This is a genomic window from Bacillus sp. GW823-FHT06B01 (assembly GCF_058952315.1).
In genome coordinates this window covers 855,034-871,648 of record NZ_JBXAHR010000002.1, presented here as the reverse complement: position 1 = coordinate 871,648, position 16,615 = coordinate 855,034, and the positions used below count along the sequence as shown (strand labels likewise).

Here is a 16,615-nt window from a genome sequence, read left to right as displayed (position 1 = left end):
TATATTATACTTAGAAAGCTTCACTTTATTTTTATCCATCATACCTTATTTTTTAACAAATGATAAGTTTTCTGATCAATTTGTTTCACAAAAATAGTATAGCATACCTCTTCCTTTTCTAACAACTTAATTGTATATCACATTTAATTTAATGTGATATATTTTTTAGTGTATATACCAATTAATGCATCCTATTTAATATTTCTTGCACATAAAAAAACACATCGCGCTCTAAAGCACAATGTGTTTTTTATTTTACTACAACAAGACGCGGTCCATCTTGCTCTCTTTCTTTCATTACCTCATTTTGTTGTTTCTCTTGTCGTTTTACATGACTAGCAACATTTAATAATATACCCATCGCAATTAGATTAGCCAATAAAGAACTACCACCATAACTAATAAACGGTAAAGGTACTCCTGTAAGTGGTATTAATCCAGACATACCACCAACATTAACAAAAGTTTGTATCCCAATTAAACTTGCAATTCCGATTGCAATTAAACTTCCAAATGGATCTTTACACTTCTGTGCTACTCTAAACGAACGAATGATAATAAGTAGTAAACAGATTAAAATGATAGCTACACCTATAAAACCTAGTTCTTCAGATATAATCGCCATAATAAAATCCGTTTGCGGCTCTGGTAAGTAGCCATACTTTTGTATACTATTTCCTAGTCCTCTACCATTTAACCCACCTGAGGCAATTCCAATAAATGAATTTATTAATTGAAATCCATCTTTTTGCGGATCGCTAAATGGATCAAGAAAAACTGAAAATCGAGCTTTTTGGTACTGACTTAATTTATAGTTTCCGATAAAATACAACGCCGGAACCCACACGACAGATGTTAATAAAAATCTTTTAATCCACAAGTTAACATTAACTCCTGAACAGAAGAACATAATTAACACTGTTCCACCTATTAATATGTCAGTTCCTAAGTCATTTTGTAATAAAATTAACACCATCGATCCACCGACAACAAATATAGGAGGTATTATCCCTTGAAAAAAAGGGGTTTGCCTCTCTTGTTTCTTAGCAAAAAAACTTGCTAGCGTAATAATAACTGCTATTTTTACAAACTCAGCTGGTTGTATACCTAGTATCCATCCTTTTGCACCATTGATTACCTTACCGAAAAGGAAAGCTGCTGTTAGTAAGCCGAGACTCCCTAACCCCATCGCTGCAAGCACTATTTTTTTCTTCCAAAATTTATAAGGAATTACAGCGACAATCACTAGTATTACCGTTCCAATAGCAAGAGCAACTAATTGTTTTTTAAAAAAGTGATCTGCTGGCCAGTTATATTTCGACGAAATCGCGACAATGGAACTAGAACTATATACCATTATAACTCCCAACACACATAAGATAACAAGAGGAAGTAATAATGAATAATCCATTGATTTCCATACTCTTTTCATTTCATTTCCTCTTTCTGTTTCAATTTAATTATTGTTGTATTCCATATGTACATTGATTCTTCCTGCTTTATTATACAAATAAAAAGCCCAAACTATTTCAGTTTGAGCCCCCCTATTTGAACCCGTTATTGTTGTTTGTTCGTAAATGCTTCATGAAGTGCAGATAACTCACGTTCAAGCTCTCCTAACATTGCTTTCCCTTGTTCTTCTGCAATAAGACCAAGGCGAACTGCAAAATCGACCTCGCGGGATAGTCCAAACATTTGTGTGTCTAACACTTCTTCATATAATGGACATTGCGGCATTGTAAGGTTGTCCATTTGCACCTTAATAAGTCTTAAAATCTTCTCCGCATCCGCTTGTAGAAGGGCTAGTGCCTTTTCCTGATGATTTGATACTGTCTCAGACGCCAAATTGATTCCCTCCGTTTCCGTCCTACTCTCTCCTATCTATTAATATTAGCGATAGTTTTAGTAAATTGCAATAGAAACATTTTTTGTGACAACCGTGTCTAATGCTATTATACTGAAAAGTGGGAGTATAACACAAATGGGGGAACAACAATGAGCGAAATTTTATTTATTAATGGAAAAGTTCGTTTTCCAATCACTATCGATCCAACTGTTTGGATCTTTGATGATCGAAAAGTAGATTTGACAACTTACTTTGATGAAACAAGAGAAAACACTTCAGAACTAGAAGCTTATTTAAAAAACACTTCAGAGCATTGGGATCGCGAAATCCGTGATGGTGCTGCGTTTCCACCGATACAACAAAGTGTAAAGAAATATAAAAAAGAACAACTAATTACTGGAACGTTCGGTATACCATTTCATCCATTTCTTGCTAACGCCGAAATTTTAGAGGACGCTACGCAAGTCGAAATTGAAACAGTAGATCAAACAATAATACTTCCATTAGAAACTGTAGAAAATGCTATTCTTGGTTTTTCAAAAGAAGGAAAGCCATTAAAAGAGGATGGACCTGTTCATCTATATTACAATGATGGATCTAATAGACAAAATCCAATCCGTAACATCCGTAAATTTACAATTATTTAAAGTGTATACTTGGAAGAAAAAGGAGTGAGCCTCAGCTCACTCCTTTTATAATAAATCCGCTGCAAGTTGAGCTAAATTAGACCGCTCCCCTTTAACAAACTTTACATGACCACTAATACGTTGCTCTTTAAACTTCTCTACAACATATGTTAAACCATTATTATATTCATCCAAATACGGGTGATCAATTTGCTGAGGATCTCCCATTAATACAATTTTACTTTTTTCTCCTACCCTTGTTAATATCGTTTTCACTTCATGCTTCGTTAAATTTTGTGCTTCATCAATTATAATGAACTGATCTGGAATACTTCTCCCACGTATATAGGTAAGGGCCTCTACTTCAATCGAACCCATTCCAGCTAAAATAGCATCTAACTCTCCTGGCTTTTTCGTATTAAATAAATACTCTAGATTATCAAAAATCGGTTGCATCCATGGTCTTAACTTTTCTTCTTTTTCTCCTGGTAAATAACCGATATCTTTTCCGACTGGAACAATTGGCCTTGCAACGAGTAGTTTTTTATATAGTCCTAAATCTTCCGTTTGCATGAGTCCTGAAGCCAACGCGAGTAATGTTTTTCCTGTACCAGCTTTCCCTGTTAACGTGACTAGCGGAATATCTTCACGAAGCAACAATTCTAATCCCATAATTTGCTGCACATTTCGTGGTCGTATCCCCCATACTTGTTCATTGTGAAAAATAAGTTTCTTTACCTTCTTACCTAAATGATCCACAATGCCAAGTGCTGAACTAGATCCCCCTAATGCATCTTTCATTACTACAAACTGATTTGGATAAAAAGGGTGATTTGCAATTTCGGATAAAGGCAATTCACCTTTTTCATAAAAATAATCTAATTGCTCTTTTGATATATACCCTTCTAAAAATCCTGAATATATATTATCTACTTCAATTACACGATCACTTAAATAATCTTCCGCTTTCAAACCAATTGCATCAGCTTTTACCCTTACGAGCACGTCTTTACTTACTAAAATAACAGACTTCCCGTCCTCTTTTTCTTGTTCTTCTAAAGATAGATTTTTTGCTACAGCTAAAATTCGATTATCATTTGTTTTTTCTACAAAAATATCTTGTAGTTGAACAAATGAACGATGATTTAATTCAATACGAAATGTACCGCCGTTTTCTAACGGAATACTTTCATGCAGCTTTCCTATTTCACGAAATTTGTCTATTAACTTAGATACATAACGAGCGTTTCGTCCTACTTCATCCATATAACGTTTTTTCGAATCAACCTCTTCTAATACAACTGCTGGAATCACTACTTCATTTGTTTCAAATGAAAAAATAGATAAAGGATCCTGCAAAAGTACATTCGTATCTAACACATAAATTTTATCCAACCTGTTACCCCCTGACTCCACTTTTAAATTTGTAGAACAAGGGTTTCATCCATAAAATATGGACGAACCATTGTTATAATTATATGTACCGTATAAACGAGGTAGAATCGAAATTCATAACCATGAAACCTTTTATTTATTTTTTATTCATTTCTATTCAATATATTACTTTTAATTATAATTATTAACATAAAATCACAATAACTGATTACAAAAGTTAATAACTTATTTTCTTATTTATCACATTTATAATTCTTTTATTCCTACTAACACTTGGTTATCCAGCTTTTTCGCTGCGCGAATATCATATGTTTTTTCATAGGTTGGCTCAGTTGCAAGCTTCGCTCCATAAAACATAACATCACGTACTTCTTGTACCTTTACTTCTATTACAGTTAATTTTAGAGGAATACCTTCCATTCTATCAGTCAAAATTTCACCTGCACCACTTATGGAAAATACGGATTCATTCGCCATTATAGTCAATACTAGCCCAGTACTATGCCGTATATTTTCCACAATACGTGAACGTTGATCTACTGCAAATCGAATACTAGTTTTACTCACTGCATACACCCAAGAAATAGCACTTACGTTAGGAACTTGTTTTTCGAAGTCTGTTGTTGCTACCATAACAATACATTCTTTACGTAACGTTTGTACTAAATCATCTGTTAATGTAGGATCTACTACATTCGCCATATTTCCACCTCCAAATATACTTACTATATCCTTATCATAACTTATTTTTCGAATTGCGAAAATATTATTTTTTCCCGCTATTATTCAAAAATATTACACTTCCATGATATACTTATACTGATAGAATTCGTATTGAGGTGACGAAATGAGAGTCAAGTGTATGATTTGTGATAAAAAAGATATGTTAGATGATGAAAATCCTATGGCAAAAAAACTACGTAACCGCCCTATTCATACATATATGTGCATGGAATGTTCGGAACGAATTGCAGAACGTACGATGGAACGTCATGCAAGTGGTAATTTCCGATTATACCGTGATAAAAAAGTCGAAGACGATTGGTAAAATGTGAATAAGTCCTTAATCATATAGATAAGGACTTATTTATATTTTTCAGGTTCACGATTCATTTGATCCAAAAAACAATCAATAGCTTCTAGCGGAAACCTTGCAGATTTTCTTTCTCCATTCATTTCATATGTAATCAAATACATTTCTTCATTCTTTTTAACTTCCACATTCTTTAATTTATGTTCTTCATATATCATATTTTCAAATAACAAATACGTTTCTTGTGCAGCACGATCATCTGGACGTGCTTCGGCAACTGTTTTAATTGTTAACCAATTATATAACGCATCTTGTACTGAACGCATAAAAATTTGCCCCCTCACCCTGCTTTTTGTTGTCTCGCTTGACGTAAACGCAACCTATAAATCCCAAGTACAATTGCCGCTACAACAAGGCCCTCTCCAACAGGTAAAAAAACTGCAAAGAAAGTTAAAACTGTACATCCAATCGCTAACGATATATATATCACTATATTTTTTATTATTGATAGTTTTCTTGCAAAACCTAAATTATACACAAGTGCACTTAATATAATAATGATGCCATACAGCAACCACATCCCTAGTTCCGGATTTTCATCAACTTTACATAATTTCGCAAAAAACGACATTCTTTCTAACATCATTCATCCCCCTTTCTCACAAGAAACAAATTTTATTTATGTACTTAATACAAGAGTAACCCGCAAAAAAAATACTGTCCACAAAAAAGAGTAAATATTCCAAAAATAAATACAATAAAAAAACAGCCACCCCTCAAAGGTAGCTGTTCTATTATTTTACGCTTCTACAGATTTCTTTTTCTTAGCAGCTCTTTCGCGCTCGCTCTTATCAAGAATCTTTTTACGTAGACGAATTGATTCTGGAGTTACTTCACAGAACTCGTCATCGTTTAAGTACTCTAATGACTCTTCTAAAGTCATTAAGCGAGGTTTTTTCATTGTTGAAGTTTGATCTTTCGTCGCAGAACGAATATTAGTTTGTTGTTTCATTTTTACAACGTTAACTGTTAAGTCATTCTCACGAGTATGTTCTCCAACAATCATACCAGCATATACTTCTGTACCTGGTTCAACGAAGATTACACCACGGTCTTCAACTTGCATAATACCGTATTGTGATGCTTTTCCTGTTTCAAGTGAAACTAGAACACCTTGGCGACGTCCACCAACTTGTCCAGCGTGTACTGGTTGGTAGCAATCGAATGTATGGTTTAAAATACCGTAACCACGAGTTAATGTTAAGAATTCTGTTGTGTAACCAATTAAACCACGTGCTGGAACCATGAAAGTAAGGCGAACTTGACCGTTTCCGTTATTCACCATATCTAACATTTCACCTTTACGTGCACCCATAGATTCCATAATAGAACCAGTGTATTCTTCAGGTACATCGATTTGCACGCGCTCTACAGGCTCACATCTTACGCCATCAACTTCTTTAATAATTACTTCAGGCTTAGATACTTGTAGTTCATAACCTTCACGACGCATGTTTTCAATTAGGATAGATAAATGTAATTCCCCGCGTCCAGATACGATCCACGCATCAGGAGAATCCGTATTATCTACACGTAAACTTACATCTGTTTCTAATTGTGAACGAAGACGCTCTTCAATTTTACGAGATGTAATGAATTTACCTTCACGACCTGCAAATGGGCTGTTATTTACAAGGAATGTCATTTGTAGTGTTGGCTCATCAATACGTAATAATGGTAAAGCCTCTTCATGCTCAACCGGACATACCGTTTCACCTACGTTAATGTCTTCCATACCCGAAACAGCTACTAAATCTCCAGCTTTTGCTTCTTCAATTTCTTGACGTTTTAATCCAATGTAACCAAATAATTTCGTTACACGGAATTGTTTTACAGTTCCATCAACTTTCATTAATGCAACTTGTTGTCCTACTTTCATTGTACCACGGAATACGCGTCCAACCCCGATACGACCAACATAGTCATTGTAATCAAGAAGTGCTACTTGGAATTGAAGTGGCTCTTCGCTGTTATCAACTGGTGCTGGAATATGTTCAATAATTGTGTCAAACAATGATTTCATATTCTCTTCTTGATTTGCTGGATTTGAATCTAAGCTTGCTGTTCCGTTCATTGCTGATGCAAATACAACTGGGAACTCTAATTGATCTTCGTTTGCACCAAGTTCGATGAATAAGTCAACTACTTCATCAACTACTTCATCAGGGCGAGCGAAGTCACGGTCAATTTTGTTTACAACAACGATTGGAGTTAAGTTTTGCTCAAGAGCTTTCTTTAAAACAAATCGTGTTTGTGGCATACAACCTTCATATGCATCAACAACAAGTAGAACACCATCAACCATTTTCATGATACGTTCTACTTCTCCACCGAAGTCAGCGTGACCAGGTGTATCTAAAATGTTAATTCTTTTATCTTCATAGTGAATCGCAGTATTCTTCGCTAAAATTGTAATACCACGTTCTCTTTCTAGATCGTTTGAGTCCATTGCGCGTTCTTCAATATGTTCATTCGCACGGAACGTCCCCGCTTGACGTAATAACTGGTCAACAAGTGTTGTTTTACCATGGTCAACGTGGGCAATAATTGCTATATTTCGTAAATCTTGTCGTTTTTTCAACATGTCCAACTCCTAATGTCTTTTTAATCCTTCTCTATTATAAGAGCGAAGGGGATACAATGGCAATCAAAATAAAATCAAGAATGAAAATATAGTTGTATTCTTACTTTTGTGAAAGTAAAATGAGATTGGAGGGTGAAGAAATGGAACACATTCAATATCGCTTTTTATTAACTGCAATTATCGGTGTTATTTTCTTAATCGGTATCGGCATTATGGTTGCTGAAAATAGTCCCATCGGTATTATTATTTGCATTATCGGCACATTTGTTACAGTTGGATACGGTTTTGTAACAAAAAGAAAAATGCGTAAATCGAAATAACGTCAAAAAGTAAGAAGCGCTTATACAGCCTCTTACTTTTTTTGTTACTCCGCTATAAATCGTAACAACTCTTCATACACTCCTGGTTTTGCAACTAATACGCTGCTCTTCTCTACGATAGAAAGCGGGGATCCAGAAAAAGTTGTCACCTTGCCTCCAACTTCCTCTACAATTATCTGTCCCCCACCAAAATCCCATGGTGATAATCTCGGCGTTACATATGCATCTATTCTTCCTGTTGCAACGTATACCATCTCTAACGCTGCACAGCCATATGATCTCGTGCCTCTTGCTTTCTTAACCAGTGCCATCATACTTTCCTTATTAAGCATTGGATTGTCGGTAAGCCATATCGCATTTAAAGCTACAATACCTTGCTCTACAGTTCCTTTTTCCAATAAAGGTATTGGTACTTCATTACAAAATGCTCCAGCTCCCTTTACCGCATGGTATAATTCATCATGAACTGGATCATAAATGAGTCCAACCTTTCCGATACCGTTCTCATAAATTCCAATTGAAATTGCGAAATTTCTTTTTTGATGAACAAAGTTCATCGTGCCATCAATTGGATCAATTAACCAAACAACCCCATCAGAAGAAGTTACCTCATCTCCATAACCTTCTTCTCCTAAAATATTATGGTTCGGGAATGTTTCTTTAATTTTCCCAATTAAAAACTGTTCTATTTCTCGGTCCATATTTGTTACTAAATCAGCTGCATTGGATTTCGTTTCTATAATAAGTGCTTTTTCCATTGATGCCATTAAAAACTCTCCTGCATCTCGAATCCACTGTTTGGCGTGTGCATCGATGTCTTTCCATACTTCTTGCATGTTTAAACACTCCGATCTATACTGTTCACAGAAAAAACGAACCCTTTATAAGGTTCGCACCAACTAATTTTTTATACATATACTATTATTACGCTTCTAAACGAATCATTTCAAGTCTTAACACTTCTAACTTTTGTACACACTCTTCTTTTTTCAGTTTATCATTTTCCATCATCGCATCATATAAAGTTGCTAATTCATAATCTAGCTCCAAACGTAGCACCGGTATTCTCTTTTCAGCATCTGTTCTCTTTAACGCATTAATCACCTGTCTCATATTATTTGCCTCCTCCCAATATTCGTCTGCCCTCGGACTAGAATTGATTCAATATTCTGATTTTTTGTTTTATACTATACTATGTTGGATAAATCATCTATGCAACAAAATTATATTTTTTTATTTAAATTTTTTTGTGCTGTTTTTTTTATGAATAGTACAAGCTATGCTAAAATAAAAGCAAAATAGGAGTTGGAGGAACAATCATGACACTACAAACATTCAAGTCAACTGATTTTGAGGTCTTTACAGTTGATGGTCTCGAAGAACGAATGAGTGCAATTAAAACGAACATTCATCCTAAGCTTGAAGCTTTAGGGGAACAGTTTGCAACGTATTTATCCAAACAAACTGATGAGAACTTTTTTTATCATGTAGCAAAACATGCACGCCGCAAAGTCAATCCACCAAACGATACTTGGGTTGCTTTTTCAACAAATAAACGCGGTTATAAAATGCTGCCACATTTCCAAATTGGATTATGGGGTACTCATGCCTTCATATACTTTGGTTTAATCTATGAGTGTCCACAAAAAGTGGAGACGGCTCACGCCTTCTTAGAACATTTAAATGATTTAAAAACAAATATTCCAAATGACTTCGTTTGGTCCATTGACCATACTAAGCCAAGTGTAAAATTACATAAAACACTTGAAACAAAAGACTTACAAAAGATGATTGAACGTCTAGCTACTGTGAAAAAAGCAGAATTATTAGTTGGGATTCATATATCACCAGAGGAGTTTTCAGCAATGACCAACGAACAATTCCTTGCTAAGATTGAATCTACGATGCAATCACTCCTTCCTTTATATGCACTTTGTAATCGATAGTAGAAAACGGACAATTTATATTGTCCGTTTTTAGTTGTTATCACATTATATCACTTCAGTTTTCATTTTTCAAAATTTTTTTACATTTTCACAAGCTTTTGTTCTTCAGTTTCTTTCGCCCTTTGAATCGCACGGTATATAGAATATCCACTTACTTCTTGAAACTCTTTATCAATTTTCTTCTCTTCTGCTTTAGATGGAACAATCTCTTTAAAACGACGATATAATCCCATTAATTCTTCTCTTATAATTCCTTTTTCATATGCTTTCTCAATTGCTTCATAAAACTTCACAATTACAACCATTTCCTCATTTGACCAATTATAATCTAACGGATATTGATATTCCATTTCGCACCTCATTTATCATTTCTTCTTATTTCAACATGCTATCTTAAAAGGGGGGTTTTTCTTCTTCACTATAGCCACTTTGCATTATACACTATTTATTCATTGTGATGGAATTGTCTTCCTCTATAAGTTAATTGGAAATAACTATTTAACATACTCACCGTAAAAATATTTTTTTCTATACATCTATAATTATTGGTGATATAATGCTTTTGTTTTATAGAAAATAAAGTGAACCTACCATCTCAAAAATGCTTTTGTGATCGGCAGAAAAACAAGTCTCATTCTAAAAAGCACTTAACTTTTTTAGAACAAGATTATATAAAACAAACTCTAATAAATATTATGAAAAAGAAGGGGTGTATAGATTGTCCCAATACGAAACACCATTGTTTACCGCTTTAGTTGAGCACAGTAAGCGAAATCCAATTCAATTCCATATTCCTGGTCACAAAAAAGGACAGGGCATGGATCCTACATTTCGCGAATTTATTGGGCATAATGCATTAGCAATTGATTTAATTAATATTGCGCCGCTCGATGATTTACATCATCCAAAAGGTATGATTAAAGAAGCACAAGATTTAGCAGCCGCTGCATTTGGTGCAGATCATACTTTCTTTTCTATTCAAGGTACAAGTGGTGCAATAATGACAATGGTGATGAGCGTGTGCGGTCCTGGTGACAAAATCCTAGTGCCACGAAACGTGCATAAATCAGTAATGTCAGCTATTATTTTCTCAGGTGCAAAACCGATTTTCATGCATCCTGAAATCGATCCAAAACTTGGTATTTCACACGGAATCACAATTCAATCTGTCAAAAAGGCACTTGAAGAGCATTCAGATGCGAAAGGCTTACTTGTTATTAATCCAACATACTTTGGCTTTGCTGCGGACTTAGAACAGATTGTCCAATTAGCCCATTCTTATGATATCCCTGTACTAGTTGATGAGGCTCATGGTGTTCATATTCATTTTCACGATGAATTGCCGATGTCAGCGATGCAAGCCGGTGCAGATATGGCAGCAACAAGTGTTCACAAATTAGGAGGATCTTTAACGCAAAGTTCTATTCTTAACGTGAAGGAAGGCCTTGTGAACGTTAAACATGTTCAATCTATTATTAGCATGCTTACGACTACATCAACTTCTTACATCTTGTTAGCATCCCTAGATGTTGCTAGAAAACGTCTTGCTACAGAAGGAACAGCACTCATAGAACAAACAATTCAGTTAGCGGAACAAGTTCGTGATGCTATTAATGCTGTTGAGGATCTTTACTGTCCTGGGAAAGAAATGCTAGGTACAGATGCTACTTTTAACTACGATCCTACAAAGATAATTGTATCTGTAAAAGATTTAGGTATTACAGGCCATCAGGCTGAAGTATGGCTTAGAGAGCAATATAACATTGAAGTAGAACTCTCGGATTTATACAACATACTATGTCTTGTCACTTTTGGGGATACAGAAAGTGAGACAAATACACTTATTGCAGCATTACAAGATTTAGCAGCAACATTTAGAAATAAAGCCGATAAAGGTGTTCAAATACAAGTAGAAATTCCAGAAATACCAGTGCTAGCACTTTCTCCTCGAGATGCTTTTTATTCGGAAACAGAAGTCATTCCGTTTGAAAATGCAGCAGGTCGTATTATAGCTGATTTCGTTATGGTTTATCCGCCAGGGATTCCAATCTTTACTCCGGGGGAAATTATTACACAAGATAACTTAGAGTATATTCGTAAAAACTTAGAAGCGGGTTTACCTGTACAAGGTCCTGAAGATATGACATTACAAACATTACGTGTGATTAAAGAGTACAAGCCTATCAGTTGATAGGCTTTTCTTTCACCTTTTTTCTCTTTTCCCATACGATATTAAGTAATGTAACGTATAGGTGGGGATACTATTATGATTGTAATAGGCCGTTCTATTGTACATCCTTATATCACAAATGAATATGAGCCATTTGCAGCTGAGAAACAACAAATTTTATCAATAATGGCAGGAAATCAAGAAATTTATTCCTTCCGAACATCTGATGAACTCAGCTTTGATCTAAATTTGCGAGTGAATATTATTACTTCTGCATTAGAACTTTTTCAAAGTGGATTTCAGTTTCGCACATTTCAACAATCCTTTTGCAACCCCCAGTATTGGAAAAGAACACCACTTGGAGGATTCGAGCTACTACCAAACATACCCCCTTCCATTGCCATACAAGATATTTTCAAAAACGGAAAACTATATGGAACTGAATGCGCCACCGCTATGATCATTATTTTTTACAAAGCTTTACTATCATTATATGAGGAAGAAACTTTCAACCGTCTCTTTGCAAACCTTTTACTTTATACGTGGGACTACGATCAAGATTTAAAGCTCATAACAAAAACGGGTGGCGATCTTGTTCCAGGTGATCTCGTTTATTTTAAAAATCCACAAGTGAATCCAGCTACGATCGAGTGGCAAGGAGAAAATACAATCTATCTAGGAAATTTCTTTTTTTACGGACATGGCGTAGGTGTAAAAACAAAAGAGGAAATTATATACTCATTAAATGAACGACGAGTCCCTTACGCTTTTATTTCAGCTTTCTTGACCGATACTATTACCCGTATTGATAGCCGTCTCATGAGCCACTACGGCTCTCCTAGCACTCCACAGACATCGATAGGATTTATTCCAATTAGAGATGATGCAATCGTTGCAACAGTTGGCCATACAACTACAATTTATTAAAAAAAGCGCCTACATATGTAGGCGCTTCTTCTTATTTAAGCTTTTGTATGTTCTTTATGGTCACAGTCGCAATGAGATCCACATTTTCCGTATAGTACTGTTGATTTTTCATCTTCAAAATGTCCGATTGTTCCTTCACATACTTGGCATACGATTGTTCCCATTTTTCATTTCCCCCTGAGTTTTAATAATAATCTACTTATTTATAATTAAGCTTTCGCCTTGTCTCTATTAGCACAGTCACAATTTGTACCACATTTTCCGTAAAGCACTGTCGTTTTTTCATCTTCAAAATGTCCGATTGTTCCTTCACATACTTGGCATACGATTGTTCCCATTTTTCATTTCCCCCTAAGTTTATGGTCCTAAAAACTTTTAGCTGTCCATTTCCTATCAATTATTGGGCTTTTGTATGCTCTGTGTGATCACATCCGCAAGATCCACATTTCCCGTAAAGTACCGTTACTTTCTCATCCTCGAAGTGTGCAATTGTACCTTCACAATCTTGACATACGATCGTTCCCATTTTTCATTTCCCCCTAAGTTTATAATCCCAAAAACTTTTGTAACCGCTTAACTTTCTGTCTTTATTTTAATATGTTATACTTTTTACGTCAATAGGTTTTTAGTATAACACATTAAATATTTTTAATTTAAATTAGTATGCGATATTCAAACAAAAAAACAGCCATATTTATACGTACGACTGTTTTACATTAATTATTCTTCATATTCCGCATGCAAAGAAGTAGATGGGACTAAAAATTTAAAAAACTGAGCTAACTCTGCTGCTTCCTCTTCTGACCCTAATTTAAAAACTTCCTGTATATGTTGCACATTCTCTACATCATCTCTTCCAAGTAAAGTAGACCTTCCTGTTTGCATACAAACAATGAGCGGCTTTCCAAAAAACATATTTGTATAAATAACCCCAAAATCATAACGAGTATCATATGTCATAAACCCCAAAAATCGTACCTTCACACTTTCATGCTCATCATACAATTTTTCAAACATCGGTTTCCACCTTTCTACATCACCTTTCATTAGTATATTAAACAAAAAAAGGAATACTCCTTTTAATTGTCAAAAAATTCAGTAGGATGTAGAATGATAGTATTCTACTAAGTTAGGAGGAACTTATATGCAACATGCCTTTATTACGCTTGTACCTAAATCCAATCAACAAACTGTTTCAACAGATGATATAAAACAACTTTTTCAGTACTATAAAACAGTTACTTCCAAAACTGGTGTTCAAATTAATTACGCTTATACAAATACCGCTTTTCCTTATGAAATTATAGATACATCAGCAACAACATTCAAACTACAAGCTACTCACGATCGATATGACTCCATATATGTTGGTGTTGGTATAGAAAAGGAACAATCTTTTATTCAGATTTCTTTACCACCTAATGCAACATTCGGTGATAAAGGAAAAGCAAATGAATTTTGCCGTTTTCTAGCGAAGAAATTAGAAGGAGAATTACAATTATTTAATGGAAGAACAATGTATTTCTATAAACGTTAATTTAAAAACAAAAATAAATGATTAGAAAGATCATACTATTTGTGCAAGTAAGAAGCATCGCTTTTCTCCTTGCACTTAGTATGACATACGCTATTACATACGCTAAGTACAAAAATATCAGAAAAAGAAAAATTTTATAATGAAGTTTATCACGACTTGACAATAATAACACTACTGAAAATCCACTCCATAAAACTAGATGAAAAAATGAAGCTAGTGTAATTTTCATAGCGTTACCTCCTTTTTCTTCCTATTATATGCTTCAACTCTTCCCTCTTAACATTTTGAAGGTAAACTTTTCCAAATCCCATCTAATTCATCGTTATATTTTTCTTTTTCAAATTCTCCAACTATTCTAATGTGAATATTCCTAGTTTTTAACAATACATTCTCTCATATCTCCTATAAGATAGATTATTCATTCATCGCATGGCATACTCCTTAAAGAGAAAAGATAGAAAGGATTTAATGATACATGGTATTTAGCAATTTGTTTTTCTTATTCCTTTTTTTACCTGCAATTCTTTTCGTGTACTACTCAGTACGGAAAGAATTACAAAACATAGTTCTTCTATTATTTAGTTTATTATTTTATGCTTGGGGAGAACCAATATATGTCTTCCTAATGCTTTTTTCTATTTTCATCAACTATTGGTTCGAAATATGGCTTAATAAAGACCGACTGTCTAGTACAAATAGAAAAGTTATTCTTACTATAGCAATCGTTGTCAATACTGCTATACGCGGATATTTTAAATACGCTAATTTCTTAGTAGATAATATAAATGGCATTTTTCATACAAACATTGTACTAGAAAAAATCCCCTTACAATTTGGATTTCATTTTTCACTTTCCATGCAATGAGTTATATTATTGACATTTATAAGAAAAAAGTAGAAGCTCAGCGAAATCTATTTGACCTCGTACTATACTTTACTATTTTCCCACAATTAGTAGCAGGACCCATTGTTCGATATAATACAATCGCTTTTCAATTACATGTTAGAACAGTTACTGCTGATAAGTTTTCAGAAGGAATTCGTCATTTTATCATTGGATTAGGAAAGAAGGTTTTAATTGCGAATCAATTAGGAGCTATTACCGATGAAATATTTACGATGGATCCAGCAACAATGAGCGTATCTACCGCTTGGATTGGTGCGATCGCTTACACATTACAAATTTATTTCGATTTTTCAGGTTACAGTGATATGGCAATCGGAGTAGGAAAAATGTTCGGATTAAATAGATCGTTGACTGACATTACGAGTTATTTCTATGTGATGAATTATCGGGGAACCTTTAATACTTGCTATTATTATATCCGCTCCATTTTTCTCTTGGATCAAGAATCAATTAGCAAATAAAAAGGTAGTCATTTTATCTCCACTTTATTACTTGAGTGTCTTAATCATAACTATGATGTATTTAACGAATGCAACTTACAATCCATTTATTTACTTCCGCTTCTAAAGGAGGGCTAACTATGAAAAATTTCACTAAAGGAATTTACTCATGAACAATTAGAAGATCTATACTTTAAGACCGGTCATCATTGGAATATGAAAGGTGCATTTTATGCATACGAGCAAACAATGAAGCACATTGCTAATGAATCTAAAACATTTAAAGGTAATGCTGTTAATCGAGATGATTATAAAATAACTATAGAAAAACCAAATGGACAATTTATCGGTAGTTGGAATAAACAACTGCATAATTTAATAGAAACACCTGAAACAATCCCATATGTACAATTAAAGCAAAACCCAAATATGTGGGATAATTAAACTGTATATCTCGGTCCAAAATCAGAAGAATCGATGAAGGAATTCTTTGCAGTGGACCAAAATAAGCTTTCACCAGACTATAGTTCCGTTTACAAAACAGACTATGCACAGATAAATATTTTAAATCCAGATGCAAAAACCAAACTACATGCTGTCATTATTAAAGATTCTTATGCAGATGCAACTTATCCTTTATTTGCACAAGAGTTTGAACAAACAACATTTATTGATCCACGATTTGCGGCAAGCAAAAATGTAAAACAAGAACTTGAAAAACTAAATGCTGATATCGTGTTATTCCTTTATAATGACACTAGTACAAATAAAAAATGTATCAATTTGAAAATAAAGAATAAAAAAAACGTCTTCTAAATTTAGAA

At 34.3% G+C, this 16,615-nt stretch carries 22 protein-coding genes and 2 pseudogenes; 9 read left to right on the top strand and 15 right to left on the bottom strand.

What is annotated here, in order from left to right:
- Positions 1 to 250: 250 nt before the first annotated feature.
- Positions 251 to 1,432 (bottom strand): putative lipid II flippase FtsW, encoded by a 1,182-nt coding sequence (gene ftsW, locus AC1Q8N_RS11720; RefSeq protein ID WP_048546116.1) that lies wholly within the window; start codon positions 1,430 to 1,432, stop codon positions 251 to 253.
- Between the two features lie 125 nt (positions 1,433 to 1,557).
- Positions 1,558 to 1,845: an Fpa/YlaN family protein gene (locus AC1Q8N_RS11715; protein ID WP_000135698.1), complete on the bottom strand. Its 288-nt coding sequence runs from the start codon at positions 1,843 to 1,845 to the stop codon at positions 1,558 to 1,560.
- A 150-nt stretch (positions 1,846 to 1,995) separates the two neighbouring features.
- Here AC1Q8N_RS11715 and AC1Q8N_RS11710 point away from each other — a divergent pair, with 150 nt between their 5' ends.
- Positions 1,996 to 2,493, top strand: coding sequence for a molybdopterin-binding protein (locus AC1Q8N_RS11710; protein ID WP_048546118.1), 498 nt, complete (start codon positions 1,996 to 1,998; stop codon positions 2,491 to 2,493).
- 45 nt (positions 2,494 to 2,538) lie between these two features.
- Here the strand turns inward: AC1Q8N_RS11710 and AC1Q8N_RS11705 are convergent, their stop codons facing one another.
- A complete protein-coding gene (locus tag AC1Q8N_RS11705) occupies positions 2,539 to 3,867 on the bottom strand; it encodes a PhoH family protein (protein ID WP_000358079.1) in 1,329 nt (442 codons plus the stop codon).
- A 246-nt stretch (positions 3,868 to 4,113) separates the two neighbouring features.
- Positions 4,114 to 4,569 carry a PNPOx family protein gene (locus AC1Q8N_RS11700; RefSeq protein ID WP_048546122.1) on the bottom strand — a complete coding sequence of 152 codons (456 nt, stop codon included), beginning with the start codon at positions 4,567 to 4,569 and terminating at the stop codon, positions 4,114 to 4,116.
- Positions 4,570 to 4,714: 145 nt separating this feature from the next.
- Between AC1Q8N_RS11700 and AC1Q8N_RS11695 the strand changes: the two genes are divergently transcribed.
- Entirely contained in the window at positions 4,715 to 4,915 is a 201-nt protein-coding gene (locus tag AC1Q8N_RS11695) for a YlaI family protein (RefSeq protein ID WP_001995040.1), read from the top strand.
- A 35-nt stretch (positions 4,916 to 4,950) separates the two neighbouring features.
- Here the strand turns inward: AC1Q8N_RS11695 and AC1Q8N_RS11690 are convergent, their stop codons facing one another.
- The 3 genes from AC1Q8N_RS11690 to typA form a co-directional block, all read right to left on the bottom strand.
- The gene (locus tag AC1Q8N_RS11690; RefSeq protein ID WP_046956451.1) at positions 4,951 to 5,226 is read right to left on the bottom strand and encodes a hypothetical protein; all 276 of its coding nucleotides are present in this window, start codon (positions 5,224 to 5,226) and stop codon (positions 4,951 to 4,953) included.
- Positions 5,227 to 5,240: 14 nt separating this feature from the next.
- Positions 5,241 to 5,543, bottom strand: a complete 303-nt coding sequence (locus AC1Q8N_RS11685; protein WP_000893656.1) for a YlaH-like family protein — start codon at positions 5,541 to 5,543, stop codon at positions 5,241 to 5,243.
- A 156-nt stretch (positions 5,544 to 5,699) separates the two neighbouring features.
- Complete coding sequence (gene typA, locus AC1Q8N_RS11680) at positions 5,700 to 7,544, bottom strand: translational GTPase TypA (protein WP_000914755.1); 1,845 nt, start codon at positions 7,542 to 7,544, stop codon at positions 5,700 to 5,702.
- A gap of 140 nt (positions 7,545 to 7,684) precedes the next feature.
- Between typA and AC1Q8N_RS11675 the strand changes: the two genes are divergently transcribed.
- Positions 7,685 to 7,864 carry a DUF5325 family protein gene (locus AC1Q8N_RS11675; RefSeq protein ID WP_000400128.1) on the top strand — a complete coding sequence of 60 codons (180 nt, stop codon included), beginning with the start codon at positions 7,685 to 7,687 and terminating at the stop codon, positions 7,862 to 7,864.
- A gap of 44 nt (positions 7,865 to 7,908) precedes the next feature.
- On the opposite strand, the gene AC1Q8N_RS11670 is transcribed toward AC1Q8N_RS11675, so the two are convergent.
- Entirely contained in the window at positions 7,909 to 8,700 is a 792-nt protein-coding gene (locus AC1Q8N_RS11670; protein WP_048546124.1) for an inositol monophosphatase family protein, read from the bottom strand.
- Positions 8,701 to 8,788: 88 nt separating this feature from the next.
- Positions 8,789 to 8,977, bottom strand: a complete 189-nt coding sequence (locus AC1Q8N_RS11665; protein WP_001250166.1) for a YkzI domain-containing protein — start codon at positions 8,975 to 8,977, stop codon at positions 8,789 to 8,791.
- A gap of 206 nt (positions 8,978 to 9,183) precedes the next feature.
- On the opposite strand from AC1Q8N_RS11665, the gene AC1Q8N_RS11660 reads away from it, so the two are divergent.
- Positions 9,184 to 9,810 (top strand): YktB family protein, encoded by a 627-nt coding sequence (locus AC1Q8N_RS11660; RefSeq protein WP_048546126.1) that lies wholly within the window; start codon positions 9,184 to 9,186, stop codon positions 9,808 to 9,810.
- 80 nt (positions 9,811 to 9,890) lie between these two features.
- Here the strand turns inward: AC1Q8N_RS11660 and AC1Q8N_RS11655 are convergent, their stop codons facing one another.
- A complete protein-coding gene (locus AC1Q8N_RS11655; protein WP_000456567.1) occupies positions 9,891 to 10,160 on the bottom strand; it encodes a UPF0223 family protein in 270 nt (89 codons plus the stop codon).
- Between the two features lie 368 nt (positions 10,161 to 10,528).
- Between AC1Q8N_RS11655 and speA the strand changes: the two genes are divergently transcribed.
- Positions 10,529 to 12,001 (top strand): arginine decarboxylase, encoded by a 1,473-nt coding sequence (gene speA / locus AC1Q8N_RS11650; RefSeq protein ID WP_000084901.1) that lies wholly within the window; start codon positions 10,529 to 10,531, stop codon positions 11,999 to 12,001.
- Positions 12,002 to 12,076: 75 nt separating this feature from the next.
- Positions 12,077 to 12,907 (top strand): protein-glutamine gamma-glutamyltransferase, encoded by an 831-nt coding sequence (locus AC1Q8N_RS11645; RefSeq protein ID WP_048546127.1) that lies wholly within the window; start codon positions 12,077 to 12,079, stop codon positions 12,905 to 12,907.
- Positions 12,908 to 12,942: 35 nt separating this feature from the next.
- On the opposite strand, the gene AC1Q8N_RS11640 is transcribed toward AC1Q8N_RS11645, so the two are convergent.
- The 4 genes from AC1Q8N_RS11640 to AC1Q8N_RS11625 all read right to left on the bottom strand — a co-directional run bounded on the left by AC1Q8N_RS11640 (position 12,943) and on the right by AC1Q8N_RS11625 (position 13,924).
- The gene (locus AC1Q8N_RS11640) at positions 12,943 to 13,071 is read right to left on the bottom strand and encodes a GapA-binding peptide SR1P (protein WP_048546130.1); all 129 of its coding nucleotides are present in this window, start codon (positions 13,069 to 13,071) and stop codon (positions 12,943 to 12,945) included.
- Between the two features lie 45 nt (positions 13,072 to 13,116).
- Positions 13,117 to 13,245, bottom strand: a complete 129-nt coding sequence (locus AC1Q8N_RS11635) for a GapA-binding peptide SR1P (protein ID WP_000536801.1) — start codon at positions 13,243 to 13,245, stop codon at positions 13,117 to 13,119.
- A gap of 59 nt (positions 13,246 to 13,304) precedes the next feature.
- Entirely contained in the window at positions 13,305 to 13,433 is a 129-nt protein-coding gene (locus AC1Q8N_RS11630; protein WP_000536778.1) for a GapA-binding peptide SR1P, read from the bottom strand.
- A gap of 194 nt (positions 13,434 to 13,627) precedes the next feature.
- Positions 13,628 to 13,924, bottom strand: coding sequence for a DUF3055 domain-containing protein (locus tag AC1Q8N_RS11625; protein WP_048546469.1), 297 nt, complete (start codon positions 13,922 to 13,924; stop codon positions 13,628 to 13,630).
- 127 nt (positions 13,925 to 14,051) lie between these two features.
- On the opposite strand from AC1Q8N_RS11625, the gene AC1Q8N_RS11620 reads away from it, so the two are divergent.
- Entirely contained in the window at positions 14,052 to 14,444 is a 393-nt protein-coding gene (locus AC1Q8N_RS11620) for a DUF1885 family protein (RefSeq protein WP_048546132.1), read from the top strand.
- Between the two features lies 1 nt (position 14,445).
- Here AC1Q8N_RS11620 and AC1Q8N_RS11615 read toward each other — a convergent pair whose 3' ends face one another.
- Complete coding sequence (locus tag AC1Q8N_RS11615; RefSeq protein WP_048546134.1) at positions 14,446 to 14,673, bottom strand: hypothetical protein; 228 nt, start codon at positions 14,671 to 14,673, stop codon at positions 14,446 to 14,448.
- 246 nt (positions 14,674 to 14,919) lie between these two features.
- Here AC1Q8N_RS11615 and AC1Q8N_RS11610 point away from each other — a divergent pair.
- Positions 14,920 to 15,918: pseudogene (locus AC1Q8N_RS11610) on the top strand (MBOAT family O-acyltransferase).
- Positions 15,919 to 15,947: 29 nt separating this feature from the next.
- Positions 15,948 to 16,591 (top strand): annotated as a pseudogene (locus AC1Q8N_RS11605) (DHHW family protein); the annotation flags it as partial.
- Positions 16,592 to 16,615 lie beyond the last annotated feature (24 nt).

Excerpts from the sequence above, each read along its gene's own strand:
- ftsW (WP_048546116.1), bottom strand. The coding sequence starts at position 1,432 with ATGAAAAGAGTATGGAAATCAATGGATTATTCATTATTACTTCCTCTT.
- AC1Q8N_RS11710 (WP_048546118.1), top strand. The coding sequence starts at position 1,996 with ATGAGCGAAATTTTATTTATTAATGGAAAAGTTCGTTTTCCAATCACT.
- AC1Q8N_RS11700 (WP_048546122.1), bottom strand. The coding sequence starts at position 4,569 with ATGGCGAATGTAGTAGATCCTACATTAACAGATGATTTAGTACAAACG.
- AC1Q8N_RS11695 (WP_001995040.1), top strand. The coding sequence starts at position 4,715 with ATGAGAGTCAAGTGTATGATTTGTGATAAAAAAGATATGTTAGATGAT.
- AC1Q8N_RS11690 (WP_046956451.1), bottom strand. The coding sequence starts at position 5,226 with ATGCGTTCAGTACAAGATGCGTTATATAATTGGTTAACAATTAAAACA.
- AC1Q8N_RS11685 (WP_000893656.1), bottom strand. The coding sequence starts at position 5,543 with ATGTTAGAAAGAATGTCGTTTTTTGCGAAATTATGTAAAGTTGATGAA.
- typA (WP_000914755.1), bottom strand. The coding sequence starts at position 7,544 with ATGTTGAAAAAACGACAAGATTTACGAAATATAGCAATTATTGCCCAC.
- AC1Q8N_RS11675 (WP_000400128.1), top strand. The coding sequence starts at position 7,685 with ATGGAACACATTCAATATCGCTTTTTATTAACTGCAATTATCGGTGTT.
- AC1Q8N_RS11670 (WP_048546124.1), bottom strand. The coding sequence starts at position 8,700 with ATGCAAGAAGTATGGAAAGACATCGATGCACACGCCAAACAGTGGATT.
- AC1Q8N_RS11665 (WP_001250166.1), bottom strand. The coding sequence starts at position 8,977 with ATGAGACAGGTGATTAATGCGTTAAAGAGAACAGATGCTGAAAAGAGA.
- AC1Q8N_RS11660 (WP_048546126.1), top strand. The coding sequence starts at position 9,184 with ATGACACTACAAACATTCAAGTCAACTGATTTTGAGGTCTTTACAGTT.
- AC1Q8N_RS11655 (WP_000456567.1), bottom strand. The coding sequence starts at position 10,160 with ATGGAATATCAATATCCGTTAGATTATAATTGGTCAAATGAGGAAATG.
- AC1Q8N_RS11645 (WP_048546127.1), top strand. The coding sequence starts at position 12,077 with ATGATTGTAATAGGCCGTTCTATTGTACATCCTTATATCACAAATGAA.
- AC1Q8N_RS11640 (WP_048546130.1), bottom strand. The coding sequence starts at position 13,071 with ATGGGAACAATCGTATGCCAAGTATGTGAAGGAACAATCGGACATTTT.
- AC1Q8N_RS11635 (WP_000536801.1), bottom strand. The coding sequence starts at position 13,245 with ATGGGAACAATCGTATGCCAAGTATGTGAAGGAACAATCGGACATTTT.
- AC1Q8N_RS11630 (WP_000536778.1), bottom strand. The coding sequence starts at position 13,433 with ATGGGAACGATCGTATGTCAAGATTGTGAAGGTACAATTGCACACTTC.
- AC1Q8N_RS11625 (WP_048546469.1), bottom strand. The coding sequence starts at position 13,924 with ATGTTTGAAAAATTGTATGATGAGCATGAAAGTGTGAAGGTACGATTT.
- AC1Q8N_RS11620 (WP_048546132.1), top strand. The coding sequence starts at position 14,052 with ATGCAACATGCCTTTATTACGCTTGTACCTAAATCCAATCAACAAACT.
- AC1Q8N_RS11615 (WP_048546134.1), bottom strand. The coding sequence starts at position 14,673 with ATGAAAATTACACTAGCTTCATTTTTTCATCTAGTTTTATGGAGTGGA.